Consider the following 25,067-nt stretch of genomic DNA (forward strand, 5'->3'; position numbering starts at 1 on the left):
AGCGTGTTTTTTAGAAACCAAGAATTGCCTTAATAGCAGATGTCGTCTCTCCGCCTTTATAGAATACATATAAAAGCAAATAAACCGCGACACCTGTAATCGCTGTAAAGAACCAAATGACACTCGTAATCGGTCCTAATTTCCGATGTCTTACTAAATTATTCTTGAGTCCAGCGGAAATCGTGACGACTCCGAATACAGCACTTGTCGTCGCAAGGACTATGTGAAACACAAGAAAAATCGTATAATAAACTTTCAAACTATCCGGTCCACCAAACGCCGTATTTCCGACGAAAATGGTCCTTGATACATAAATGATAAGAAAGAGAACCGCAAATACCGCCGCAGCTAACATCGTTTTCTTATGAGCCTCAATTTTCTTTTTTCTGATTAATCCCCATCCTATAGCCACTAAAATTGCTGAAAGGACTATAAAAAAGGTGCTAATCGTAGGTAATAGTGGTACACCCATCTGCTAATTACCCCCTTCTACGAATATTTCCGCTACTTTTTTAGTAACCGTGCATCGTCATTTTTTTCCGTTCTAACAAATCTTGTTGCGTTATTTCATCTGCGTTCAATTGCTCTTCTCTATACCACTTGACGAAAATTCTACCGAGTACAACCACGTAAATTGCCTCCTGTATAACTTTCATAAGAATTCCACCCAATTGCTGATCATAGAGCGTAGGCATATTTGTAAATAGTTCTGGTCCTGAAATCGTCAAACCTGACAATGTTCCAGCTGGAACGCATAAGGCCATCGCTTTTAACCATGCCTCACCGGTACTGTATGTATCATATACAGGAACATCCACAAAGATGATCAGGGCACACGCAGGAGTGACCAGAATCGCACTTAGAATTACGTAACCAATCTTCTTCAGACCATGGAGCTGCGGTTGTCCTTCCAACGAATTAATGATCGGCCACCAAAGAGACAAGGCTGCCATGAATAGAGTTATGGTAAATACCGCATGTAGAACTGAGCTTAATTTCACAAAATCAAGCACCATTGGATAATGATAAAGTGAAAACATGAAAGTGAATAGCATAAGACTAACAAGGGGCTTAGTGAAAAATCGAAGAATAGAACCAAGGATTTTTGCATCAAAGACCTTTTTCCACATCCAATTCGGAATCCCTATAATGAGAAATGGAGCAATCACAAGAAGAAGTACTGCCATTTGTGTCATATGTACGGAAAACAGAATATGACCAAGCAAATCTACTGGTGAACCCTTCACGATATATAAAATAATCATAGACACAAGGAAATAACTAATCTGTCTAGGACTAATCGGTTCCGCCCTCTCAAATTTATCCCTCCATACTACCGTTAACAAGAAATACAAACCGATAGCAAGTAGAATAGATAATAAAAACCAAGGACTCCATAAAGCTTTAAATCCAAATATGCTTAAAGGCAACATTGCCATCGCTCCTTCAACTAAGTCTCTCTCCATTATAAAACTAACCAAGCACTAACACAATGAACGAACTATGACAAATAAGAAAAGCGCAGGGCGCCGTCTAGACGCGACAGGCGCTGGAGGACTTGAAAATAAAGGCGTTCTTTGCCTTTATCTTCAAGTCCGAAGCGTCCCGAGCGGCTGGTGACCGAAGCTAGACAATTAAGAAAAGCGCAAGCGGCCATCTAGATGCGACAGGCATAAGTCGGTCTAACGACGCGGCGCACTTTGCCGCATATAGGAGGGATGCAATACAATCCCTCCCGACTGCTTATGACCCGAGCATCTGGCCGCTGGAGCTAGACAATTAAGAAAAGCGCAGGGCGCCGTCTAGACGCGACAGGCGCTGGAGGACTTGAAAATAAAGGCGTTCTTTGCCTTTATCTTCAAGTCCGAAGCGTCCCGAGCGGCTGGTGACCGAAGCTAGACAATTAAGAAAAGCGCAAGCGGCCTGCCTAGATGCGACAGGCATAAGATGGACTGGCAACGCGGCGCACTTTGCCGCATCGCCGGGCTAGCTTATGACCCGAGCATCTGGCCGCTGGAGCTAGACAATTAAGAAAAGCCTGTGAAGATAAACTCTTCACAGGCTTTTAGTCTTGTTAAATTACCACCAAATAATTGTGAGGAATGTCAGCGGAATAAGCCCGCCTAATAATACTCCTGTATACATGAACATTTGGGGAATTCCGTGACCTTTCTCATTCATATGCATGAAGTAATACAATTGTAAACCAACTTGGACAGCTGCAAACAACATAAGCATCGGGATAATAAAAAATTTCGAGAACCCAGCGACACCAGCGCCGTAGGCTGTGACCATTGTAAACGAGATAAGCGTCAGGAAAATCATAAGCGAAAACATCATGACCTGATTACGCATCGAACTCTTTGCACGTCTCTGTCCTAACTCTAATTCAGCTGCTGATTTCGTATAAACCTGAATGTCCGCCATATTATCCTATCACTCCCATCAAGTAGACTACAGTGAATATGAATACCCAGACAACGTCAATGAAATGCCAGTACAACGAGAATGTGTAAAATTTCGTCCCGTTATACAAATTCAATCCACGCTTCGAATTACGGAAAATGAGTAGCGTAATCCAGACAAGTCCGATAGCTACGTGGAAACCGTGTGTTCCTACAAGCGTGTAAAACGCAGAACTAAATGCACTATTGTCAAAAGTGAAACCCTCACCTACATAATGTACAAACTCGTACACTTCAAGCATTAGGAATGCAAGACCCAGCAATGCAGTGATTCCAAGCCAAAGTTGCATTTTCTTGAAATTATAATTCTTTAGATGATACATCGCATACACACTCGTTAATGAAGATGTAAGTAGGAGCATCGTCATAACAAACACGAGAGGTAGTTGATATAATTCTTGTGTTGAAAATCCAAAGCCACTTGGACCTTTATTTTTCAATGCAAGGTATGTCGCAAAAAGTGTAGCAAACAGAACTGTCTCTCCACCTAGGAAAAGCCAGAAACCAACAAATTTATTTTTCGCTTCCAAAGTTGCTCTTTCCGGATGATCCGGCCACGTCTCAGGGGTGAATTTTTTGTTTAAATCCATTATTTTCGACCCCCTTTACGTTTTAAATCTCTTAAGATTTCATCCTTCTTAACATAGTAACCCAAGTCATCTTGTAATGAACGTACTGCCATCGAGACAAATGTCAAGACAAGTCCAAATATAAGTGCTGAAAGGCCCCATGATGTTTCAACGCGGTACATCGCACCAAATCCAGCGATGAACATACCAAGCGTCATGAAGAATGGAATGATTGAACCGTTTGGCATATGAATATCCTGAATAGGTTCAGCCGGTGTAATACCCGATTCATTACCTTCTGATTTCTCAATCCAATACGTGTCAAGCCCACGAACAAGTGGTGTTTGTGCAAAGTTATAGTGAACAGGTGGTGAGCTAATTGCCCATTCAAGTGTACGACCGTCACCCCATGGATCATTTCCAACACGAACATTCTTAACAGTGGTGATGATTATGTTAATGACAAGCACAATAACACCAATCGCCATTAATAAGGCACCTATTGAACTGATAAAGTTTGCCGTGTTCCATCCTTGTCCGTCCATATACGTCCAGACTCGACGTGGCATACCCCAGAACCCTAACCAGTGCTGGATAAGGAATGTCATATGGAATCCGATGAAGAAGAACCAGAATGTCACTTTACCAAGTGTTTCACTCAACATCGTACCGAACATCTTCGGCCACCATAAATGTGTAGCTGCCAAAATTCCGAGTACAACACCACCGACGATTACATAGTGGAAGTGAGCGACGATAAAGTACGAATCGTGCAATTGATAGTCAAGCGGTGCAGCACCTTGCATGACTCCAGTAACACCACCCATAACAAAGGATGGGATAAATCCTAGTGCATAGAGCATCGGGGTTGTAACTTTGATGCTTCCGCCCCAAATTGTTAACAACCAGTCGAAAATCTTAACCCCTGTTGGTACGGCGATTGCCATCGTTGCTACAGCAAAAATTGCATTCGCTGTCGGTCCGAGACCCACTGTAAACATATGGTGAGCCCATACCATGAATCCGAGGAATCCGATAAGAACTGTTGCAAATACCATCGCCGGATAACCGAATAGGCGTTTACGTGAGAAAATAGGGAAAATCTCAGAGAAAATACCGAAAGCCGGTAAAATCAAGATATAAACTTCAGGGTGACCAAATATCCAGAATATATGCTCCCAGATGATTGTGTTTCCGCCCATTGTATGATCAAAGAAGTTACCGCCGAACATTCGATCGAATGTAAGCAAGAACAATCCAACCGTAAGTGGAGGGAATGCGAATAAAATCATCGCAGATGCAACAAACGTAGTCCATGTAAACAATGGCATACGCATGTATGTCATACCCGGTGCACGCATATTGATAATCGTTACAAGGAAGTTAATCCCTGCCATCAACGTACCCCCACCGGCTATTTGAAGTCCTATCGCATAAAAGTCTATCCCATGTCCTTCAGACACGAGAGATAATGATGCATAAGATGTCCATCCAGCATCAGGAATTTGACCAACGAGCCATGAAATATTTAGGAAGAGTCCTCCGAAGAAGAACATCCAAAAACCTAATGAGTTGATGAATGGAAATGCAACGTCACGAGCTCCGATTTGGAGCGGCATAATGGCGTTCATAAAACCGAATAATATCGGCATGGCTGCTAGGAAAATCATCGTTGTTCCGTGCATCGTGATGATTTCATTGAAAAGACCGGCACTGACGATATCACTATTCGGTCGTAAAAGTTGCAAACGAATAATCATCGCTTCTATACCACCAAGGACGAAGAAGAAACCTCCACCAGCGAGATAAAGAATTCCGATCTTTTTATGGTCGACAGTTGTCATCCAGTCCCATAGCGTTGCGCCAAAACCTTTTTTTTGAGCAACTGAACTCACTTTATTTACCTCCTATTCAAATTCACAATTAAATTACTTTTCAACTGAAAGACCCATAAGGTATTCAGTAAGAGCGTCAAGCTCATCTTCAGAGAGTTTACTGCCAAATTCAGGCATCTGATTGCTTGGCTTGTACTTTTGTGGATCCTTAATCCAGTCTTTTAAATCTTTCTCCGTATGATCCATAAATCCAGCTACTCGATTACGGTCACCGAATGAAGCAAGGTTTGGTCCAACTGCTCCACTTTCACCGACAGCAGACGTCGCATGACATCCGATACAGCTTTGTTGGAACACTTCTTCACCTTGACTAACAGTAGCAACATCTGTCGATGGCTCTCCAGTTGCTTGCATCGCTTTAGCCCAAGCATCGAATTCAGCACGAGGCATTGTTTTTACTTTGAAGTCCATAAGTGCGTGTGAAGGGCCACAAAGCTCCGCACATTTACCATAGAAAACTCCATCTTTAAGTTTTTTCGAATCTTTTTCAAAAACGAGATAGAACTTATTGACGTTTTCAACGTTCGTATCAATTTTACCACCGACTGCCGGTATCCAGAATGAGTGTTTGATGTCCGCAGCGATTAAGTTGAAATAAACTTTTTCGTCCATCGGTACAACAAGTTCCTGTGCTGTTACGATACCCAGTTCAGGATATTCGAATTCCCACCAGAAAAGTTTCGCCGTCACATCGACAACTAAATTTTCCGCATTTCCATCTTCATCCACAGCACCCATCGCTGTAACGTCGCCAAGTTTATACGTGTAATAGACTGTAGGAACTGCAAGTAGTAAAATTAAAAGAATCGGAACAATCGTCCACACAAGTTCCAACGTATGACTACCTTCAACTTGTTCTGGAACATGGTCCTCTCCTACTTTGGAACGTCTGAAACGTACGAGTGCAACTACGTAGATCGTCACAACTACAATGATTACTAGTAACATGATTGCTGAAGACAGCATCAGCAAGTTAAATTGATCCTGCCCAACTTGACCTGCCGGAAGAAGCGTGGATAGCTCTTCTTGACCACACCCCGCAAGAAACACGGTAAGAGCTGCTAATAAAGAAAAGAGACGCCACTTTTTGAGTCCTTTCATCATCGCTTAATGATACCTCTCTTTCTAAAAAAATGTTTTCTTATCTTGAGGATTACTTACCCCTCTATATGAATTCCTATCCAAAGAAAGAATTCCGGTGTTAGATGAATAGCGAGAAAATGATTATTGAGACAAACAGGATGGTCATGTAATTCAATGAATAGATGAACATCGTCTTCGCCCATTTCAAATCATCTTTCGTTTTAAATCCTTTTAGTGCAAAGTAAAGCCAACCGATATTCAAAGCGGTTGCCAGTAAAAGGAAGCCTACCCCAAGTTCAGTAAGAAGAAACGGTAGTGGGAATAAAAACAGTACCCATGCTAACATTGACTTCTTCGTTCTTGCAAATCCCTTTACAACAGGAAGCATGGGTATGTTTGCTGCACGGTATTCCTCTGTTAGACGCATGGCAAGCGCATAAAAATGCGGCGGTTGCCATATGAACATAATTAGGAATAGTGCCCAAGCACCCGCTCCAAGTGCAGGTTCGACTGCGGCCCAACCGATTAGCGGCGGAATAGCTCCGGAAATACTCCCGACAATCGTATTACTGACGTATCTACGTTTGGACCACATCGAATAGAGTACAACATAACTGAATACTCCAGCAAGCCCCCAAAGGCCAGCTGCTGTGGATGCTGAGAATAGCAGAATTTCACCTACAACGATAAAAGTGAGCGCAAGTGCCAATACAGCCGGTGCTTTGAATCGTCCTGTGACTGTGGGTCTCAACTTCGTTCGCGTCATTACTGGATCAATATCACAATCAATCAAATTATTGAGTGCCGCAGAGCCTGCAATAATCAGACCCGACCCTACAAGGGCGTACAGAAGCAAATCAATATTTTGTAGAAAGCTCTTGTCGGTAAATTGAAACGCCAAAAACAAACCAGTAAACGTCGTAATCATATTCGAATTGACAATACCAATTTTTATGAGTGCAAGAAAGTCCTTGAACACAGATGTCGATACAATTTCTGGTTTGACGGGTGTTGAAATTGTAGAGCCGTTTGACATGTTACCCCTCCTTTCAAAGTTGTTTGCGAAGACCTCTATACTTCACTATATCGAAATTCGGGTATAATTTCTATACATAAACAAAATTTCTCCAAATTCCGTTGGGCATCGAAACAATTTATTCTGTAGCTCTTATCTATAGTAAATCATTTCAGTATGCCTTTTGTGAAGTTAAAGCGTCTTTTTTATGAACAATTTGTGAAAACAGCAACTCCTTAACCATTTTTAACCGTTCTCCATTGTTTTTTCACCTTTTTTTCGTTATCATCGAAATGGCAGGGATCATCTATACTGGATGGTCATCATTAAAAAAGTAGGTGTCTTTTTTTGCGATATAATAAATATCTAAAATGGTTCGCAGTTGCTTCTACGATAGGAATGCTTCTAATCCTACTCGGAGGAGCCCTCGTTTCGAAGACGGATAGCGGTTTAGGATGTGGTAGACACTGGCCTGGATGTAATGGACAACTCATCCCCGATGTGATTACTCCTGAAGTACTGATTGAATTCTCCCATCGGCTGGTTACTGGAGCGGTTGGAATCCTGATTGTCGTACTTGCTGTCTGGTCATGGAAAGCAATTGGTCATATAAGGGAAACAAAATTCCTTTCCTTCATGGCAGTATTCTTCCTTATTTTACAAGCGTTAATTGGTGCTGCCCAAGTACTATGGGGGCAAGGTGATTTCATACTTGCACTTCATTTCGGAATTTCACTTATCTCGTTCTCAGCGGTCCTTTTATTGACACTTCTTATTTTTGAAGTGGACCAAAAATTTGATGCAGATAATCTACGGGTAGGAACGACATTAAAATGGCATACAATTGGCGTATCAATTTATTCTTATTTAGTCGTTTACACCGGCGCTCTCGTTCGCCACACAGAATCAGGACTCGCTTGTGGGTCTTGGCCATTATGTAGAAACGACTCGTTTGAACTACCGAAAAATATGTATGAATGGGTGCAGATGGGCCATCGCACAGCTGCGGCTTTAATCATCGTGTGGCTTGGTATCATCATGATTCACGCCATCCGGAATTATAAAGAACAGCGTGTCATCTACTGGGGATGGATCATCGCCTTCACATTAGTGGTGCTTCAAGCAACGACAGGTATGATAGTCGTTTTTACACTCCTCAATCTGTATGTCGCACTGCTTCATTCGTTGTTCGTTACATTACTGTTTGGTCTATTGACATATATGATTCTACTTGTTTCGAGAGGCAAACAAACGAAATAAAGTGTGAGGGTTATCCTTTCTAAATTTATCAGAATACAAAAAGCACTCAGGTTTCCCCTTGAGTGCTTTTTGTATTCTAATTAACGTTCCAGTTCAATAAGTAAATCGCCTGTCGCAATCGATTCTCCTGCTGAGACATAAATCTCTTTTACAACACCATCATATGGCGCTTGAATCGTTGTTTCCATTTTCATGGCTTCCGTGATGAGTAAGTGTTCGCCCCTTTTCACTTTCGCCCCTTTGGATATCGCAACTTTCAAAACAGTACCCGGCATCGTTGCGGCAATATGGCCTTCATTTGAAAGATCTGCTTTTTGTTTCCTAACCGTTACGGATTCCACACTCATATCTTCTATAATTACTTCACGTGGCTGGCCGTTCATCTCAAAATAGATTACTCTTGTTGCATCTGATTGAGGTTCACCAATTGACACAAGTTTCACAATCAACGTCTTCCCTTTTTCAATTTCCACTTCAATCTCTTCACCAAGTCGCATTCCATAAAGAAACTCAGGTGTGTCGATGACTGATACATCACCGAATTGTTTATTCGTTTGTGAATACTCTTCAAAGACTTTAGGATAAAGTGCATTCGAAAGTACTTCATGGCTTGTAACTGGACGTTCTAATTTGGCACTCAACGCATCACTCATTTTCTTGAAATCGACGTCCTCTAATAACTCACCAGGTCGAACGATAATTGCTTTGCGCTCTTTCAAAATCACTTTCTGTAATTCTTCCGGGAATCCACCATAAGGTTGGCCGATATATCCTTCGAAAAATTCAATAACTGATTCTGGGAAATCAATCGACTTGCCACGGATAAGGACTGATTTTTCATCCAGTTCATTTTGCACCAAAAATAAAGCCATATCCCCGACCACTTTGGATGAAGGTGTCACCTTTACAACATCACCAAATAGCAAGTTGACACGAGAATACATGCCCTTGACATCTTCCCAGCGTTCCCCTAAACCTACCGCTTTCGCCTGCTGTTGTAAATTGGAATATTGCCCACCCGGCATTTCATGGACATAAATTTCCGAATGTGGACTCATCATGCCACTTTCGAAATGCTGGTAGTACTTTCGGACATCCTCCCAATAATACGATAAATCTTCGAATGACTTGACGTCTGCACGCACATTACGCTTACCGCCTTGTAGCGCATAGTAGAGCGAGCTTGCTGAAGGTTGTGAAGTTAGACCCGCCATAGATCCGAGGGCAGTGTCTACGATGTCCACACCCGCTTCAACCGCTTTTGCATACATGTATATACCATTACCGCTTGTATCATGCGAATGCAAATGGATCGGCAAATCAACCGTATCCTTTAATTCTGAAATAAGTCGGTATGCGGCTTCTGGCTTCAAAAGACCTGCCATATCTTTGATGGCAAGAATATGAGCTCCGGCTGATTCAAGCTCTTTCGCCATTTCTTTATAATAATTTACTGTGTATTTCGCACGCGAATCGTCAAGGATATCTCCCGTATAGCAAATTGCTGCTTCCGCAACCTTCCCTGCTTCGCGTGTCGCATCTATCGCAACTTCCATTCCTTTAATCCAGTTCAGACTATCGAATATCCGGAATACATCGATACCTGCATCCGCTGATTCTTTAATAAATTTACGAATAACATTGTCGGGATAATTGGTGTAACCGACTGCATTCGCACCACGAAACAACATTTGGAATAAAACATTCGGGATTTGTTCACGTAATTTTAACAGCCTGTCCCATGGGCTTTCTTTTAGAAATCTATAGGCTACATCAAATGTCGCCCCGCCCCACATTTCATAAGAAAACAGATCCGGCATAAGCCTTGCTGATTCAGAAGCAATTGAAGTCATATCAGATGTACGGACACGTGTAGCTAATAAGGATTGGTGCGCGTCCCGGAATGTCGTATCCGTTAAAAGTACATCCTTTTGCTCTTTAATCCATTGAACAAGACCCTCTGCTCCTCGCGTATCCAATATTTGCTTCGTTCCAGGAGCAGGTTGTGTGAGAAGGTCGACTGACGGTTTTCTTATGGAATGGAATAGCGGTTTTGATTGTTTTCCGATGCCAGGAAATCCATTAATGGTTACGTTGCCGAGATAATTCAGTATTTTTGTTCCACGGTCTTTTCGCTCTGGGAATAGGAATAGTTCCGGTGTCGAATCAATAAAACCAGTATTATAATTCCCCGTAAGGAAGTTGTTATGTTTCACGACATTTTCAAGAAACGGAATATTCGTCTTAATTCCCCTGATTCTAAATTCTTGTAAGTTTCTGTCCATTTTAGCCGCAGCTTCACGGAACGTCATTCCCCAAGTAGAAACCTTAACAAGCAAAGAATCATAATAGGGTGTAATTACAGCTCCTTGGAAACCATTTCCTGCGTCAAGACGGACACCAAAGCCCCCACCAGAACGATAGACCATCAATTTCCCTGTGTCAGGCATAAAGTCGTTTAACGGGTCTTCCGTCGTTACACGCGATTGGATTGCATAGCCAAATAGCGGTATTTTATCTTGTGATGGAATACTTGCTTCGCTTTTATGAAGGTTTTGTCCATCCGCAATATGAATTTGTGCATGGACAATATCAATACCCGTCACCATTTCGGTGATTGTATGCTCCACTTGGATACGCGGATTCACTTCGATGAAATAGAAACGACCATCGGATACAAGGAATTCAACTGTTCCTGCATTGATATAGCCGACTTTCTTCATTATTTTCACTGCTGCGTCACAAATCTGTTCACGTAGTCCCTCTTCAAGTGAAATCGAAGGAGCAATTTCAACGACTTTCTGATGGCGACGTTGAATTGAACAATCACGCTCATACAAATGGATGACGTTACCGTGCGTATCTCCAAGAATTTGGACTTCTATATGTTTCGGTTTATTAATGTATTTCTCAACATACACTTCGTCTGACCCGAAAGCAGATTTCGCTTCTGACCTTGCACGTTCGTACGCTTCCATCACTTCATCTGGGGAATTGACGATTCGCATTCCACGTCCGCCACCACCAAGTGATGCTTTAATGATAATCGGATAACTAACAGATTCACCAAATTTTGCAATTTCTTCGACCGTAGTTACTGGACCGTCACTACCAGGTATCACTGGGATCTCCGCTTTGATTGCCTGCTCACGGGCTTTTACTTTATCCCCGAACATGTCAAGATGCTTCGAAGTTGGCCCGATGAATAGTATTCCTTCTTCTTCGAGACGTCGTGCGAAATCTACGTTTTCAGCAAGAAATCCGTAACCAGGGTGTACTGCATTTGCCCCCGAGTCTTTCGCAAGTGCAATTATTCCTTCAATATCAAGGTAAGCGTCAATCGGCTTCTTACCTTCCCCCACGAGATAGGACTCATCTGCCTTGTATCGATGGAATGATCCACTATCTTCCGTTGAATAAATTCCGACAGTAGGGATATTCAACTCGGTACAAGCACGAAAAATACGAATTGCAATTTCCCCACGGTTAGCTACAAGGATTTTCTTAATATTTTCCATCACAAGGCACTTCCTTTTCTATTTGATTTTTCATATTTCACGAACATTGATACATTCATCAATATTCCTAACGCTAACGATAGCAGAATGACAGACGTTCCGCCATAACTAATAAACGGCAAAGGAACACCTGTAAGAGGAATAAGACCTGTTAACCCTCCTAAATTGACGAATGTTTGGATGCCAATTACACTGCCAATCCCAGCCGCAAGCATACGTGCATGTGGATCTTTTGCATGCAGTGCAATTGATAATGCTCTTAAGACGATAAAACCTAAACCGCCTATAACAATAATGACACCCAACAAACCTAGTTCTTCCGATATGACCGCCATAATTACATCCGTATGGGGTTCAGGCAAATAACCCATCTTTTGAATTGAATTCCCAAGACCTAGACCTTTCAGTCCCCCAGTCCCAATAGCTATGTACCCATTCGCTATTTGGTAACCTGAACCTAGTGCGTAGTCGAATGGATTCAAAAATGCCAATAATCGACCTTGACGCCCCGGCGTCATAACAGTATCCCAAGCAAAATAAAGGATAATCACAACAGGAATAAGAGCCACCGTAACAACACCACTCATCTTTAAGAAGGTTCGTTTCTTAATGCCACTTGCTGCCAGAACAGAGAGGGCTGCCATGACGATAATGAATGATGTACCGATATCCGTTTCCAACATTATTGAGCCGACTGCTAGAACAAGAATTCCGATAGGTGGTGCAATCGATTGGTTAATATTATCAATCGTTCCCGCTTCGTATTTCTTTGCGAATACACTAGCGAAATAAATGATAATCACAAGTTTCGCAATTTCGGATGGCTGAATACTACCTCCGATTGAAAGTTTGATCCAACTTTGTGCTCCTACCGATTCCCCATATCCAATAAAATGAACAAGGATTAGAAGTGTAAACATCGCAATGATTCCAGCAACCATTAAGCCTTTTCTTTTATAATTTTTATAAGGGAAAAATGCACCTATTAAAAAAGCGGGAATAGCAACCATAAGATTCCTTATCTGAAGGATATAAAAATGATCCGGCTTATACTTATATTTTCCGACAGCCATAGCCATACTAGAGCTATAAATCATAACGAGACCAAATAGAATAAGCATAAGGTATACAAAGAATAGCGGGAAATCAAAGTAGCGAAATAAACGCTTAATATATAACTTCACAAAATTACCTCTTTTTCATTAAACAAAAAACTCAAACTTTTATGAGTTTGAGTCTTTCGCTTATTTTGTGGTATATAATTCATGCAAAACCGTCATTTCTTTCTCAAGTATAGAAAGGATTTCATTTCCTTTAATACGGTCTACTAGACCCAACTTTACTGCGAAATCAATTTCACGGGAAAGACCATACATTTGCGTGTCCAATACTTCTTCATATAACGGACATTGCGGCATCGTCAAGTGATCCATCTGCACTTTAATAAGTTGTCCGATCTTATCGGCATCAGCTTGAAGCTGCTTCATTGCCTTTTCCTGATATGTTACCTGTAATTCTATCTCCATGAGGACGCCCCCATCAATCGTTTTTCTATCATGGTTATCATGAATAAATTGTATCTTTTGATCCGCGAAAATGCAAGTGTTTCCCCTTTAATATAACCCATCAGATGAGAAAAGCTTTTCCTAAAGACCTCAAAGCGTTATACTGAGTAGAAAAGATTGTTTATACGTAGGGGGTTATGAATTTGGAATCTATCATTCCAATCAAAGGTAATGTTCGTTTTAAGATTACACTTGATCCTAGTGTCTGGATTTTTGACGATCGTAAAATCGACTTAAAGACATACTTCACTGAACAACGTGTCGAAAAGGATGAGCTTGAAGAGTATAAAAGAAATATGGGACAACATTGGTCGCGAGAAATCATGGAGGGCGCAACTTTTCCACCAACTTTGAAAACCGAGAAGAAGTTTGAAAAAACAAAAATCCTTACCGGTACATTTGGAATCTTTTTAAAACATTTCTTAAAAAATGCGGAGCCCACCGAAGATGCCAAGACGCTATCATTTGAATCGTCTACCGGGGACAACTATACATTCCCCATCACAAGTGCTGATGAGTTCATTTTCAAATACAGTGACGAAGGTAAGCCGCTTCTTGAAGATGGTCCAGTTCACATCCTCTTCAAAGACGGTTCAAACGCCACCAATCCAATACGCAATATCATTGCAATTAGAGTCGACTGAAGGAGGGTTTCAATGCGTGTCAAATGTGTCATCTGTGATGAAATCGGAAAATTGCCGGACGATGCACCTCTAGCGAAAAAATTGAGGAACCGTCCAATCCACACCTTCATGTGCGAACAATGTAACAATCGAATCACCGAGAAAACAATCGCTCGTATCGCAACAGGAAACTTTATTTTCCATCGTACTTCACACCCGATTGAGAAAGATTTTTAATCTATTGAAAAAAGGACTCCATTGCGTTATGCAACGGAGTCTTCTTTATGTTCATTCATCCTTCGGACACGATAGATTATCAAAATAAGCGCCGCAACGATAAGTCCTTCTACGACCGGTAAGAATAAAGCAAGAAAAGTTAAAATCAGACAGCCAAGAAAAAGAAAAGTGTAAATCACTACGTTTTGTAATGACCTTAGTTTTTTCGCAAATCCAAGTTTGTAAACGATAGCCGCCATTAGGAAGACGAGCGCGAAAAGTACGTAACCAGCAATTTCCTTGGTCGGCATTACATTGTATATTAAATTTGCAATTCCAGACATGCGATTTAATACAAACTCCGTATCCACAGCACCCATTCAACACATCCCTTTCCTTACCCTGTTTCTTGCCACGCACTATAACCGAACTACGCTTAGGGGCATAAGCCTGCCCCGATATGTGGCTAAAAAGTCACATATCGGTTCGTCTTATGCCTGTGGCGTCTGTTCATTTAACTTTTACTTTCCTAATTCCGAGATTTATTTCTTTTTAGTAACCCGTTCACGTTCGTTTTTATCTAGAATCTTCTTACGAAGTCTGATTGATAACGGTGTTATTTCACAATACTCATCATCATCCAAGTATTGGAGTGCTTCTTCAAGCGACATAATCCGGGGTTTCTTAGTTGAAACTGTCTGATCTTTCGATGCAGAACGGACGTTTGTTGCTTGTTTAGCTTTCGTTAAGTTGATTGTCAAATCGCTTTCACGCGTATTTTCACCAACAACCATTCCTGCATATATGTCAGTTCCAGCATTAACGAACATTACGCCACGATCTTCCAACTGCATTATACTATAAGGTGTAGCCGTTCCGTTCTCCATAGAAACAAGAACACCATTTCTACGGCCGCCAACCTTACCTTTCGCCATCGGTTTATAGGAATCGAACGTATGGTTTAAAATTCCGTAGCCCCTTGTCAATGTAAGGAATTCAGTTGAGTAACCAATCAAACCGCGTGCAGGAACAAGGAATATTAGACGAACTTGTCCGTTACCGTTATTGATCATATCAAGCATTTCGCCTTTACGCTCGCCAATCGATTCGATAATCGATCCTGTATGTTCTTCCGGAATATCAATTTGCACACGTTCAACAGGTTCTGAACGGACACCATCGACGTCTTTAACAATGACTGATGGTTTCGAAACTTGTAACTCAAACCCTTCACGGCGCATGTTTTCAATGAGAATAGAAAGATGAAGCTCACCGCGTCCAGAAACAGTCCATGCGTCAGGTGAATCGGTCGGATCGACACGAAGAGATACATCAGTCTGTAATTGCTGTTGAAGGCGTTCATCGATTTTTCTAGATGTCACCCATTTGCCCTCTTTACCAGCAAACGGACTGTTGTTTACAAGGAATGTCATTTGAAGCGTTGGCTCATCGATGAACAATTCAGGAAGTGCTTCCGGATGATCGATTGGGCAGATTGTTTCGCCCACATCAATATTTTCCATTCCAGAAACCGCAACAAGATCACCTGCAAATGCTTCTTGAATTTCAATACGTTTCAATCCTAGGAATCCGGACATTTTTGTCACACGGAAGTTTTTTGTGGAACCATCCCGTTTTAAAACGGAAACTTGCTGTCCAACTTTCATTGTTCCTCGGAAAATACGTCCAATCCCGATACGACCCACATAATCGCTATAATCTAGAAGAGATACTTGGAACTGTAACGGCTCTTCACGATTATCTATCGGTGCTGGAATATGTTCTAGAATCGCATCATACAAAACGCGAAGCGTCTCTTCCTGTGTAGCTGGATCTGGTGACAGACTTGCTGTTCCGTTGAATCCGGAAGCATATACGACAGGAAAATCAAGTTGGTCATCATTGGCATCCAATTCGATGAACAATTCAAGTACTTCATCGACGACTTCTTCAGGTCGAGCAAACTCACGGTCAATCTTGTTGACGACCACGATTGGTTTCAGGTTTTCCTCCAACGCTTTTTTGAGAACAAAACGTGTTTGTGGCATACAACCTTCATACGAGTCGACGACAAGAATAACACCGTCCACCATTTTCAAAATCCGTTCCACTTCACCGCCGAAATCCGCGTGACCTGGTGTATCGAGAATGTTAATTTTCCTATCTTGGTATTCTACTGCTGTCGTTTTCGCTAAAATTGTGATACCACGCTCGCGCTCAATATCATTCGAATCCATAGCGCGCTCATCGACTTGTTCATTCGAACGAAAAATACCTGATTGCTTCAAAAGTTGATCGACAAGCGTCGTTTTTCCGTGATCAACGTGGGCTATAATTGCTATGTTACGTAAATCATTGCGTTCTATTATCATGATTTCACTCCATTATTCTTTTTTCGGATGATTAACTGTGTTATTATAGCACATGACAAGACGATACAAAAACATTTTTATTAAAAACGGAGGATTTTTTTGAAAAACGTGAAATGGGTATTCGTTTTATATTCCCTTGGGGCCATCGCTTCAATGTGTGCAATCGGCGTCGCAGTCGGTATGCGAAGCCTTCCTATCGCCATCTTAGCCATCGTTGCATTGATTCTAATCATGGGAAACGGTTTTAAGACAAAAAAGAAAATGCGCGAGCAAGGACTATTTTAAAGTGAAATAATAATACTATCGGGGACTGTTGAGCTGACTGGTACATCCGGCGCGTAAAACGGCCCCTTTTTATCCCTTAAGACGGATATAGTTTGTGAGAATATCTTTATGTAGACCAGGCCTCGCAACGATGAACGTGTCCTGTCCAAGAAGACCTGGCGTTTCTCCTTTCATATTTGTTGCGACTGCTCCGACTTCCTGCGCAATGATAATTCCTCCAGCGATATCCCAAGGTGACAATCGCATGGACATGTAAGCATCGAGTCTTCCCGAGGAGACATACGCAAGTTCCATCGCCGCCGATCCATATGATCTCGTTCCCCTACATCGTCTAATTAATTCAATAATTTTTTCATTGTTAATGTAGCGGTTCGGTGCCACCCAACTAGCATTTATACCAATAATAGCATCTGTGAGGGGGGTGATTTCCAACTTTGGTAACCTTTCATCGTTGAAATAAGCCCCCTCCCCTTTAGTTGCATGGTAAAGATCATCCAGCATTACATCGTATATGTAGCCAAGCATACCAACACCATCTACGTAAATCCCAAGAGAAATGGCGAAATTTCGTTTTTGATGGATGAAATTCATTGTCCCATCAATCGGATCGAGCATCCAAATAATTCCGTCTAATGCTTGGATATCATCGCCGAATCCCTCCTCCCCTAAAATCCTGTGTTCCGGAAAATCCCTCTTTATACGGCTAATGAAAAACTGTTCCACTTCTCGGTCGATATTAGTTACAAGGTCATTCGCATCCGCTTTTGAGTCAATCTCGATCGTATTAAAAAAAGAGACACGAATTTTATGTCCCGCTTCTTTTATCAATGATTTGGCATAACGGTCGATACTTCCTAAAGTCATGGAGCCACCTCTTCCTTTTCTCTAGTATAACGAAAAAAGCACCCCATTACACATTTCCCGTTTCCAGGATGTGACCGGATGCCTCGTTCATGAACCTATCCCATTTACGAAAAACCATTCAAAATCTCCAATTCACGATGAATCTCCGTAAGTCTATGCTTGCTTTTCATTTTCTGCTTCGAATCCTCTTCTTGTAAAGCATCGAATAACGTCGCAAGCTCATAATCGAGTTCAAGGTTAAGTAGCTTCACATATTCTTTTTCTATATCCGCTTTTCGAATCACATGGACCATTTGTTTCATTATAATCACCCCTTCTCAACCTATAGACTAAATTTTCCGTTAGTTATAGTTAGAATATGCCTCATTCAAACTTTTCGCTGGTTTTAAGCCTTGTTATATAAAATCATTCCCTATTTTCTGTTAAGATAAACGTGAATAAATAATTGGGGGAGATAAAATTGAACCATCCTTTTTGGAATAAAGAAGACTTTGATGTTTTTTCAATTGATGGACTAGAAAAACGGATGGAAGGTCTTCAAACCAGAATTCAGCCTAAATTCGGTAAACTCGGCATGCATTTCTCGGATCGCCTTTCTGCACACGGTACAGATGAGTTTTTTCCACACGTTGCAAAACACGCGAGACGAACCGTCAATCCACCGAATGATAGTTGGGTGGCATTCGCACCAGCAAAGCGAGGATATAAAGCATTACCACACTTTCAAATAGGCTTATGGGGAACGCATTTATTTATCATTTTAGCAGTCATTTATGAAAATCCTGATAAAAAGGGGATTGCCGAACGTCTTCAAGTACATTCAACAGTGCTTACCGCTCTTCCTGATGTGTACATCGTTTCTGGCGATCATATGAAACCTGACGCAATAGCAATTGCTGAAACAGGTCTGGATGGCCTTGAACAACTTCTAGGTCGACTGCAAGACGTGAAGAAAGCGGAATTCCTTGTTGGACGTCATTTGTCACGGGACATTGCCATAAAAATGTCTGAAGATGAATTTATGGTATTTGCAGAAGAAACCTTTGATGGGCTTCTTCCTGTCTACGATGTAATTATCGGCAAAAAATAAAAGGGATGCAGCCTAATGCTGCACCCCTTTTATTTTTTCCCCATCGTTTCCCTCTTTTGCTGCCTTGATGATCTTGAAAGAAACATATCCGCTCACATTCTCGAACTCTTTAAAAAGTGTCTTCTCTTCTGCCATAGAGGGAACGACCTTTTTAAATCTACGATAGGCATCCATTAACATTTCTCTCAAAATACCTGTTTCATATGCCTTTTCCACCACTTCATAAAATGCGATGACTTCAATCATTTCTTCAGTTGACCAGTCATGTCTAATCGGGTAATTATAATCCATACTAAACCTCCCTTTTCATTCATCTTACCCCTTAATAGAAGCGGAAGACTTCTGCTGAATTAAATTAATAAAACCGCCTAAGATGCAGTCATCCTGCTTCATAGACGGTCTTATTTCAACGCTAAAAAATTATTTTACAATCATATGGATCGGAGTACCTAAAGCAACTTCCGCCGCTTCCATCGAGATTTCTCCCAATGTAGGGTGAGCATGAATTGTCATAGCAATATCTTCAAGCGTCATGCCTGCCTCAATCGCGAGACCGAGTTCAGCAATCATATCCGAAGCATTTTCACCAACAATTTGTGCACCAAGCAGAAGTCCATCCTCTTTGCGTCCAACAAGTTTAACAAAGCCTTCTGTCGCATCAAGAGCCATTGCCCGTCCATTAACCGCGAACGGGAATTTCCCTACTGTTACTTCATAGCCTTCGTCTTTTGCCTGTTGCTCGTTTAAGCCAACAGTTGCAAGTTCAGGATCAGTGAAACAAACTGCAGGAATCGCCAAGTAATCGATTTCTGATTTATGTCCAGAAATCGCTTCAGCAGCTACCTTCGCCTCATACGAAGCTTTGTGTGCAAGCTGTGGCCCTGATACGATATCACCGATTGCATAAACGTTCGGAACGTTCGTACGACATTGTTTGTCTATTTCGATGATGCCGCGCTCAAGGAATTTTACACCCATCTCTTCAAGACCAATCTCATCCGTATTCGGACGACGGCCAACAGTGACAAGAACGTAATCAGCTTCGACTTTTATCTCTTCACCTTTTGCTTCATACGTGACTGTTACACCAGTATCTGTTTCTTCAACACCCTTAGCAGATGCTTTGACGACAATCTCTACGCCTTTTTTCTTCAAGCCTTTTTTAACGACTTGTGTCATCTGTTTTTCAAAACCTGCAAGAATGTCGTTTCCACCTTCGATGATTGTTACCTCAGAACCTAGATTTGCAAAAGCAGACCCAAGCTCAGTTCCGATGTAACCTCCACCGATGACGACAAGTTTCCCAGGTAATTCTGCAAGATTCAAAGCGCCTGTAGAGTTGAGAACGCGTTTTGAATACTTGAAAGTCGGAATCTCAACTGGACGTGAACCCGTTGCGACAATTACATTTTTGAATTTATATGTTTGTGCGGAGTTTTCATCCATTACACGTACCGTATTGCTATCGACGAAATAAGCTTCGCCTTGAACAATATCTACTTTATTACCTTTAAGAAGTCCTTCGACTCCGCCAGTTAATTTATTCACAACGCTATCTTTGAAAGCTTGGGCTTTCGTGAAGTCAAGCTTCACTTCTGTAGCCGTGATCCCCATTGAATCGGAGTCTTTTGTAATTGCATAACGATGCCCGACAGAGATTAACGCCTTGGAAGGAATACATCCTACGTTTAAACAGACTCCGCCTAGATGTTCTTTTTCAACGATTGTTACCTTCTGACCCAATTGCGTTGCACGAATTGCTGCAACATATCCTCCTGGTCCAGATCCTACGACGAGTGTATCTACTTCGATTGGAAAATCCCCTACTACCATTTGTTTACGCCTCCATTAATAAAAGTTCCGGATTTCCGAGTAACTTCTTAAGGTGATTCAACGCATGTTGCGCTGTTGCACCATCGATCATCCGGTGATCGAACACTAATGATAATGCTAACATAGGTGCCGCAACAATTTCACCATTTTTGACAACTGGTTTTTCCGCGATTCGTCCGATACCAAGAATAGCGACTTCAGGATGATTGATGATTGGTGTAAACCATTGACCACCTGCAGACCCGATATTCGTAATGGAGCAAGATGCGCCCTTCATTTCAGCAGGCGACAATTTACCATCACGCGCTTTCACTGCAAGGCTATTGATTTCGTCGGATATTGCAAATACCGATTTACGATCCGCATGTTTGATAACTGGAACGAGGAGTCCGCGATCCGTATCCGCAGCGATTCCAATATTGTAATAATGCTTTTGTACGATTTCCTGGGTCGCATCGTCAAGAGATGTATTCAATGCTGGGAATTCACGTAACGTGGAGACAAGTGCCTTCACAACATAGGGTAAGTACGTCAGCTTGATGTCTTTTTCTGCTGCGATATCTTTGAACTTTTTGCGATGTGCAACGAGTTCTGTAACATCGACTTCGTCGAGTAACGTGACATGTGGAGCAGTTTGTTTCGAATGGACCATTGCTTTTGCAATCGCTTTTCGAATGCCTGACATTTTTTCACGTGTCTCAGGGAAATCCCCTTCAAGATAGACAGGAACCGATGATGCCACTTCTTGTTCTAGGTTTTCAGTTTGAGTGTTTTCTTTAGACGTGACAGGTGTAGCCTCTTGCACTTGTCCGCCATTCAAGAATGATTCGATATCTTCTTTTAATACGCGACCATTCTTACCAGTTCCCGCAACTTGACGAATATCCACACCTTGCTCACGTGCGAATTTACGGACAGTAGGCATTGCGATAATACGACGATTTGGATCGACATCTGTTTGAACGGGTGCAACTGTTGTTTCTTTACCATTCTTCGACGCCTCTTCTTTTTCAATCGATTGGCCTGCTTCAGCAGTCGCTTGAACTTGCGCTTCAGTTTCTTTGTTCGTTTCGGAATCATCTCCATGACCCGGTGCACTTTCATAGCCAGGTGCATCTATGCGAATCAATATATCGCCTACGATTGAAACCGTTCCTTCAGTAACAAGTATTTCTTCGACAGTACCTGTGACCGGCGAAGGGATTTCTACAACTGCTTTATCGTTCTGGATTTCTAGAAGTATGTCATCTTCATTGATTGTATCGCCTTTTGCAACGAACCATTTTACGATTTCACCTTCATGGATTCCTTCTCCGATATCTGGTAAACGGAATTCATATGCCACACGATTCACCCTTTCATATTTCGTCATTAAGTATCCTAGAACGTCAATACCTTTTTAGCAGTTTCAATAATATCTTTTGCATTTGGAAGCCACGAATTCTCACCTTGTGCATATGGATAGATCGTGTCTGGTGCTGTAACACGTAGAACTGGCGCTTCAAGACTAAGAATTGCGCGCTCTGTAATTTCAGCAACAATATTTGCTGCAATACCTGCTTGTTTTTGTGCTTCTTGAACGACGATTGCACGGTTCGTTTTTTCAACAGATGCAATGATCGTTTCAATATCCATAGGTTGTATTGTACGTAAGTCAATTACTTCCAAAGAATAGCCTTCTTTTTCAAGTTCTTCAGCAGCTTTTAAACTTTCGTGTACCATTGCCCCGTAAGTGATGATGGAAAGATCTTTCCCTTCACGTTTCACGTCAGCTTTGCCTAAAGGTATTGTATATTCCTCTTCAGGAACGTCCTGTCTGAATGAACGGTAAAGTTTCATATGTTCAAGGAAGATGACCGGGTTTTCATGGCGGATTGCTGAAATAAGCAATCCTTTCGCATCATATGGCGTTGAAGGTATGACAACTGTCAGCCCTGGTTGAGCCGCTACAAGTCCTTCCAAGCTGTCTGCGTGCATCTCTGGTGTCGCAACGCCGCCGCCAAATGGTGCACGGATTGTGACAGGCGCATGAAAAGCTCCAGCGCTTCGGAAACTCATGCGCGCAAGCTGACCACTTACAGAGTCCATTACTTCAAAGAGGAAACCGAAAAATTGGATTTCCATGACCGAACGGAATCCTGTAAGGGATAGTCCAACTGCAAGACCACCGATTCCAGACTCGCCTAATGGTGTGTCAAATACGCGATCTTCACCGAATTCTTTTTGTAAGCCTTCCGTCGCACGGAATACTCCACCATTATTTCCAACGTCTTCACCGAAGACGAGGACGTTTTCATCATTTTTAAGCTCCGTGCGCATTGCATCGGTTATCGCTTGAATCATCGTCATTTGTGCCATCGGTTACTTCGACTCCTTCTCAGTGTATATGTCTAGCTGTTCTTTTAGGTTATACGGAAGCTCGCCTCTGTTCATGATTTTAATGAAATCACTCGCTTTTTGTTTTGGTGCAGCGTCAGCAACTTTAATAGCCTCTTTGATTTCTTCTTTTGCACGTTCAATGACTTCATTCTCTTTTTCTTCATTCCAAATACCTTTTGTTCCAAGGTATTTACGGAAACGAATTAGTGGATCGCGTTTTTCCCATTCACTATCCGTTTCTGAAGTACGATAACGTGTTGGGTCATCCCCAGCCATCGTATGAGGACCGTATCTATAACAATGTGTCTCTATAAGTGTCGGACCTTCACCATTAATTGCACGTTCACGAGCATCCCGTGTAACCGCATACACCGCAAGAGGATCCATGCCGTCTACAAGAATACTTGGAATACCCGCCGCAATTCCCTTTTGTGCAAGTGTTTTCGCTGCCGTCTGCAACATGCGTGGTGTTGAAATAGCATATTGGTTATTTTGTATGATGAAAATTGCTGGAGAGCGGTATGCACCTGCGAAGTTGATGCCTTCATAGAAATCGCCCTGCGATGTTCCACCGTCACCTGTATAAGTCATTGCAACTGCTTTTGTACCCCGTTTTTGGAAGCCCATTGCAACGCCTGCCGCTTGAACATATTGCGCTCCAATAATAATTTGTGGCGGGAATACATTCACTCCTTCAGGAATTCTGTTTCCATGAAAGTGTCCGCGTGACCATAGGAATGCCATAGACAATGGTAATCCGTGAAAGAGCATTTGCGGGACGTCACGATAACCTGGAAGAATGAAATCTTCTTTCTCCAGTGCAAAATGAGACGCAAGTTGGGAAGCTTCCTGTCCTGCTGTCGGCGCATAGAACCCTAGACGACCTTGTCGGTTCAATGAAATCGAACGTTGGTCCAAAATACGTGTATATACCATGCGTGTCATTAATTCCACGAGTTCATCGTCGGATAAGTTTGGCACTGCGTCCTGATTAACGATTTCGCCTTCTTCGTTCAAAATCTGGAACATTTCAAACTTTTCTTCAATCGCATGTAGTGTTTCAACTGGATCGAACTGCTTGTCTTTTTTTGCAGCCATTTCGGCAACTCTCCTTTATAACTGTATTATGAGTTCTTGCTTGATTGATTGGTACAATCCATTCCCTTCTCAGTATACTTAATCAAAACTCAATGGTCAATCCTTGATACTTCATGTCTAACAGTACCCAATCGTTGTGAAAAATAGCCAAAAAACCGTAATCTGTATTAATACAATGTAATGACTGTATTATAATAGAAGCTTAATTATCCCAATCTAATAAAAAAGTGAAGATATGAATACTCCACCCATAGCACCTTCATTCTTTATTTTCTAAATTAGCAAAAATAGTATCTTTTAATACATTAACTTTTTCAGTCATACCATTATATACAGTGATAGACGCCTGAACAATCTCATTCTGACTATTCACTTCGGCTAGTTTAATGTTCAACTGTTTTAATTCAGTTCCTTCAGCAATAAGCAATTCATATAGTTCTTTTTGTAAAGAGGCAAGCTTTTGATAGTCTGACATAACTATCGAATGGAGCTCATACCGTTCATCAATCACTAATTGTAGTTCTTCAATACTATGCTTGTGGTTTTCAGCCGCATTATCGATGATTGCATCAAAGTCACTAGCAAATTCTTTCGCTTTTGCCATGGCTACATCCTCTTTTTTAAGATAGCCAAGTCGTTGATCGAGCAGTTTTTCTAGGGCAGTCACCTTGGTTTTAAGATCCTTTTGTTGTTCTTGCGTTATTTTCATCGTTTTATTGAAAAGCTGTTGTTCCTTTTTCTCTAGTTCTGTTAGTGCCGATTGTACATTTCGGTACTCTTTTTCGGCAGTATTCATTTTTGTCATAACATCTAAGAGCTGTTTTTCGATTGAAGAGCTTGAACTACATCCAAAAAGCAATAGTGCTAGTGATACGACTAAACCGAGATTTTTCACAATACCATCCCTCCGATTTCCACCCAACTATAGCGTTTAAGG

Annotated in this window: 25 protein-coding genes; 5 read left to right on the plus strand and 20 right to left on the minus strand. The window is 41.7% G+C overall.

The genetic code is table 11. The features are described from left to right. Window positions 1–10: 10 nt before the first annotated feature. The 7 genes from H4683_RS03285 to cyoE all read right to left on the minus strand — a co-directional run bounded on the left by H4683_RS03285 (window position 11) and on the right by cyoE (window position 7,048). The gene (locus H4683_RS03285) at window positions 11–472 is read right to left on the minus strand and encodes a DUF420 domain-containing protein (protein ID WP_192597399.1); all 462 of its coding nucleotides are present in this window, start codon (window positions 470–472) and stop codon (window positions 11–13) included. Window positions 473–512: 40 nt separating this feature from the next. Beyond that, entirely contained in the window at window positions 513–1,466 is a 954-nt protein-coding gene (gene ctaG / locus H4683_RS03290; protein WP_225941844.1) for a cytochrome c oxidase assembly factor CtaG, read from the minus strand. Between the two features lie 613 nt (window positions 1,467–2,079). Further along, entirely contained in the window at window positions 2,080–2,427 is a 348-nt protein-coding gene (locus H4683_RS03295) for a cytochrome C oxidase subunit IV family protein (RefSeq protein ID WP_192597400.1), read from the minus strand. A 1-nt stretch (window position 2,428) separates the two neighbouring features. Next, a complete protein-coding gene (locus H4683_RS03300; RefSeq protein ID WP_192597401.1) occupies window positions 2,429–3,055 on the minus strand; it encodes a cytochrome (ubi)quinol oxidase subunit III in 627 nt (208 codons plus the stop codon). Further along, window positions 3,055–4,929, minus strand: a complete 1,875-nt coding sequence (locus H4683_RS03305) for a cbb3-type cytochrome c oxidase subunit I (protein ID WP_192597402.1) — start codon at window positions 4,927–4,929, stop codon at window positions 3,055–3,057. Before H4683_RS03305 ends, H4683_RS03300 begins: the two co-directional genes overlap by 1 nt. A gap of 33 nt (window positions 4,930–4,962) precedes the next feature. Further along, window positions 4,963–6,033 (minus strand): cytochrome c oxidase subunit II, encoded by a 1,071-nt coding sequence (coxB, locus tag H4683_RS03310; RefSeq protein ID WP_192597403.1) that lies wholly within the window; start codon window positions 6,031–6,033, stop codon window positions 4,963–4,965. Window positions 6,034–6,130: 97 nt separating this feature from the next. Then, complete coding sequence (gene cyoE, locus H4683_RS03315) at window positions 6,131–7,048, minus strand: heme o synthase (protein WP_192597404.1); 918 nt, start codon at window positions 7,046–7,048, stop codon at window positions 6,131–6,133. Between the two features lie 327 nt (window positions 7,049–7,375). Between cyoE and H4683_RS03320 the strand changes: the two genes are divergently transcribed. Further along, entirely contained in the window at window positions 7,376–8,287 is a 912-nt protein-coding gene (locus H4683_RS03320) for a COX15/CtaA family protein (RefSeq protein ID WP_275403057.1), read from the plus strand. 80 nt (window positions 8,288–8,367) lie between these two features. Here H4683_RS03320 and pyc read toward each other — a convergent pair whose 3' ends face one another. The 3 genes from pyc to H4683_RS03335 are packed head-to-tail and all read right to left on the minus strand — an operon-like array spanning window position 8,368 to window position 13,331. Continuing rightward, window positions 8,368–11,805, minus strand: coding sequence for a pyruvate carboxylase (pyc, locus tag H4683_RS03325; protein ID WP_192597405.1), 3,438 nt, complete (start codon window positions 11,803–11,805; stop codon window positions 8,368–8,370). Then, window positions 11,805–12,989: an FtsW/RodA/SpoVE family cell cycle protein gene (locus tag H4683_RS03330; protein ID WP_192597406.1), complete on the minus strand. Its 1,185-nt coding sequence runs from the start codon at window positions 12,987–12,989 to the stop codon at window positions 11,805–11,807. The genes pyc and H4683_RS03330 overlap by 1 nt, the downstream gene beginning before the upstream one ends. A gap of 60 nt (window positions 12,990–13,049) precedes the next feature. Then, the gene (locus H4683_RS03335; RefSeq protein WP_192597407.1) at window positions 13,050–13,331 is read right to left on the minus strand and encodes an Fpa/YlaN family protein; all 282 of its coding nucleotides are present in this window, start codon (window positions 13,329–13,331) and stop codon (window positions 13,050–13,052) included. Window positions 13,332–13,513: 182 nt separating this feature from the next. Here H4683_RS03335 and H4683_RS03340 point away from each other — a divergent pair, with 182 nt between their 5' ends. Both H4683_RS03340 and H4683_RS03345 read left to right on the plus strand, forming a co-directional pair. Continuing rightward, complete coding sequence (locus H4683_RS03340) at window positions 13,514–14,014, plus strand: peptidyl-prolyl cis-trans isomerase (RefSeq protein WP_192597408.1); 501 nt, start codon at window positions 13,514–13,516, stop codon at window positions 14,012–14,014. Window positions 14,015–14,026: 12 nt separating this feature from the next. Further along, the gene (locus tag H4683_RS03345; RefSeq protein ID WP_192597409.1) at window positions 14,027–14,230 is read left to right on the plus strand and encodes a YlaI family protein; all 204 of its coding nucleotides are present in this window, start codon (window positions 14,027–14,029) and stop codon (window positions 14,228–14,230) included. Window positions 14,231–14,256: 26 nt separating this feature from the next. Here H4683_RS03345 and H4683_RS03350 read toward each other — a convergent pair whose 3' ends face one another. Continuing rightward, the gene (locus H4683_RS03350; protein WP_225941845.1) at window positions 14,257–14,589 is read right to left on the minus strand and encodes a YlaH-like family protein; all 333 of its coding nucleotides are present in this window, start codon (window positions 14,587–14,589) and stop codon (window positions 14,257–14,259) included. Between the two features lie 162 nt (window positions 14,590–14,751). Further along, complete coding sequence (typA, locus tag H4683_RS03355; protein WP_192597410.1) at window positions 14,752–16,581, minus strand: translational GTPase TypA; 1,830 nt, start codon at window positions 16,579–16,581, stop codon at window positions 14,752–14,754. 99 nt (window positions 16,582–16,680) lie between these two features. On the opposite strand from typA, the gene H4683_RS03360 reads away from it, so the two are divergent. Continuing rightward, window positions 16,681–16,866 carry a YlaF family protein gene (locus H4683_RS03360; protein WP_192597411.1) on the plus strand — a complete coding sequence of 62 codons (186 nt, stop codon included), beginning with the start codon at window positions 16,681–16,683 and terminating at the stop codon, window positions 16,864–16,866. 69 nt (window positions 16,867–16,935) lie between these two features. Here H4683_RS03360 and H4683_RS03365 read toward each other — a convergent pair whose 3' ends face one another. Next, the gene (locus tag H4683_RS03365; RefSeq protein ID WP_192597412.1) at window positions 16,936–17,730 is read right to left on the minus strand and encodes an inositol monophosphatase family protein; all 795 of its coding nucleotides are present in this window, start codon (window positions 17,728–17,730) and stop codon (window positions 16,936–16,938) included. Window positions 17,731–17,834: 104 nt separating this feature from the next. Continuing rightward, complete coding sequence (locus tag H4683_RS03370; RefSeq protein WP_192597413.1) at window positions 17,835–18,032, minus strand: hypothetical protein; 198 nt, start codon at window positions 18,030–18,032, stop codon at window positions 17,835–17,837. Between the two features lie 158 nt (window positions 18,033–18,190). Here H4683_RS03370 and H4683_RS03375 point away from each other — a divergent pair, with 158 nt between their 5' ends. Further along, entirely contained in the window at window positions 18,191–18,820 is a 630-nt protein-coding gene (locus H4683_RS03375) for a YktB family protein (RefSeq protein WP_192597414.1), read from the plus strand. Window positions 18,821–18,832: 12 nt separating this feature from the next. Here H4683_RS03375 and H4683_RS03380 read toward each other — a convergent pair whose 3' ends face one another. The 6 genes from H4683_RS03380 to H4683_RS03405 form a co-directional block, all read right to left on the minus strand. Then, window positions 18,833–19,111, minus strand: a complete 279-nt coding sequence (locus tag H4683_RS03380; protein WP_192597415.1) for a UPF0223 family protein — start codon at window positions 19,109–19,111, stop codon at window positions 18,833–18,835. 129 nt (window positions 19,112–19,240) lie between these two features. Beyond that, window positions 19,241–20,653, minus strand: coding sequence for a dihydrolipoyl dehydrogenase (gene lpdA / locus H4683_RS03385; protein ID WP_192597416.1), 1,413 nt, complete (start codon window positions 20,651–20,653; stop codon window positions 19,241–19,243). 4 nt (window positions 20,654–20,657) lie between these two features. Continuing rightward, window positions 20,658–21,998 carry a 2-oxo acid dehydrogenase subunit E2 gene (locus H4683_RS03390; RefSeq protein WP_192597472.1) on the minus strand — a complete coding sequence of 447 codons (1,341 nt, stop codon included), beginning with the start codon at window positions 21,996–21,998 and terminating at the stop codon, window positions 20,658–20,660. Between the two features lie 35 nt (window positions 21,999–22,033). Next, on the minus strand, window positions 22,034–23,011 hold the full coding sequence (locus H4683_RS03395) for an alpha-ketoacid dehydrogenase subunit beta (RefSeq protein WP_192597417.1): 978 nt from the start codon (window positions 23,009–23,011) through the stop codon (window positions 22,034–22,036). Window positions 23,012–23,014: 3 nt separating this feature from the next. Further along, entirely contained in the window at window positions 23,015–24,130 is a 1,116-nt protein-coding gene (gene pdhA, locus H4683_RS03400) for a pyruvate dehydrogenase (acetyl-transferring) E1 component subunit alpha (RefSeq protein WP_192597418.1), read from the minus strand. A gap of 259 nt (window positions 24,131–24,389) precedes the next feature. Next, entirely contained in the window at window positions 24,390–25,025 is a 636-nt protein-coding gene (locus H4683_RS03405) for a YkyA family protein (RefSeq protein ID WP_192597419.1), read from the minus strand. Window positions 25,026–25,067 lie beyond the last annotated feature (42 nt).

Origin of the sequence: Sporosarcina limicola (assembly GCF_014873855.1) — a bacterium.
Taxonomy (GTDB): domain Bacteria; phylum Bacillota; class Bacilli; order Bacillales_A; family Planococcaceae; genus Sporosarcina; species Sporosarcina limicola.

What these genes read in the sequence shown, in the direction of transcription:
- typA (WP_192597410.1), bottom strand. Translation starts at nt 16,581, where the DNA reads ATGATAATAGAACGCAATGATTTACGTAACATAGCAATTATAGCCCAC.
- H4683_RS03395 (WP_192597417.1), bottom strand. Translation starts at nt 23,011, where the DNA reads ATGGCACAAATGACGATGATTCAAGCGATAACCGATGCAATGCGCACG.
- H4683_RS03285 (WP_192597399.1), bottom strand. Translation starts at nt 472, where the DNA reads ATGGGTGTACCACTATTACCTACGATTAGCACCTTTTTTATAGTCCTT.
- H4683_RS03295 (WP_192597400.1), bottom strand. Translation starts at nt 2,427, where the DNA reads ATGGCGGACATTCAGGTTTATACGAAATCAGCAGCTGAATTAGAGTTA.
- pdhA (WP_192597418.1), bottom strand. Translation starts at nt 24,130, where the DNA reads ATGGCTGCAAAAAAAGACAAGCAGTTCGATCCAGTTGAAACACTACAT.
- H4683_RS03345 (WP_192597409.1), top strand. Translation starts at nt 14,027, where the DNA reads ATGCGTGTCAAATGTGTCATCTGTGATGAAATCGGAAAATTGCCGGAC.
- H4683_RS03370 (WP_192597413.1), bottom strand. Translation starts at nt 18,032, where the DNA reads ATGAAACAAATGGTCCATGTGATTCGAAAAGCGGATATAGAAAAAGAA.
- coxB (WP_192597403.1), bottom strand. Translation starts at nt 6,033, where the DNA reads ATGATGAAAGGACTCAAAAAGTGGCGTCTCTTTTCTTTATTAGCAGCT.
- H4683_RS03350 (WP_225941845.1), bottom strand. Translation starts at nt 14,589, where the DNA reads ATGGGTGCTGTGGATACGGAGTTTGTATTAAATCGCATGTCTGGAATT.
- H4683_RS03365 (WP_192597412.1), bottom strand. Translation starts at nt 17,730, where the DNA reads ATGACTTTAGGAAGTATCGACCGTTATGCCAAATCATTGATAAAAGAA.
- ctaG (WP_225941844.1), bottom strand. Translation starts at nt 1,466, where the DNA reads ATGGAGAGAGACTTAGTTGAAGGAGCGATGGCAATGTTGCCTTTAAGC.
- H4683_RS03335 (WP_192597407.1), bottom strand. Translation starts at nt 13,331, where the DNA reads ATGGAGATAGAATTACAGGTAACATATCAGGAAAAGGCAATGAAGCAG.
- pyc (WP_192597405.1), bottom strand. Translation starts at nt 11,805, where the DNA reads ATGGAAAATATTAAGAAAATCCTTGTAGCTAACCGTGGGGAAATTGCA.
- cyoE (WP_192597404.1), bottom strand. Translation starts at nt 7,048, where the DNA reads ATGTCAAACGGCTCTACAATTTCAACACCCGTCAAACCAGAAATTGTA.
- H4683_RS03380 (WP_192597415.1), bottom strand. Translation starts at nt 19,111, where the DNA reads ATGGATTATAATTACCCGATTAGACATGACTGGTCAACTGAAGAAATG.
- lpdA (WP_192597416.1), bottom strand. Translation starts at nt 20,653, where the DNA reads ATGGTAGTAGGGGATTTTCCAATCGAAGTAGATACACTCGTCGTAGGA.
- H4683_RS03300 (WP_192597401.1), bottom strand. Translation starts at nt 3,055, where the DNA reads ATGGATTTAAACAAAAAATTCACCCCTGAGACGTGGCCGGATCATCCG.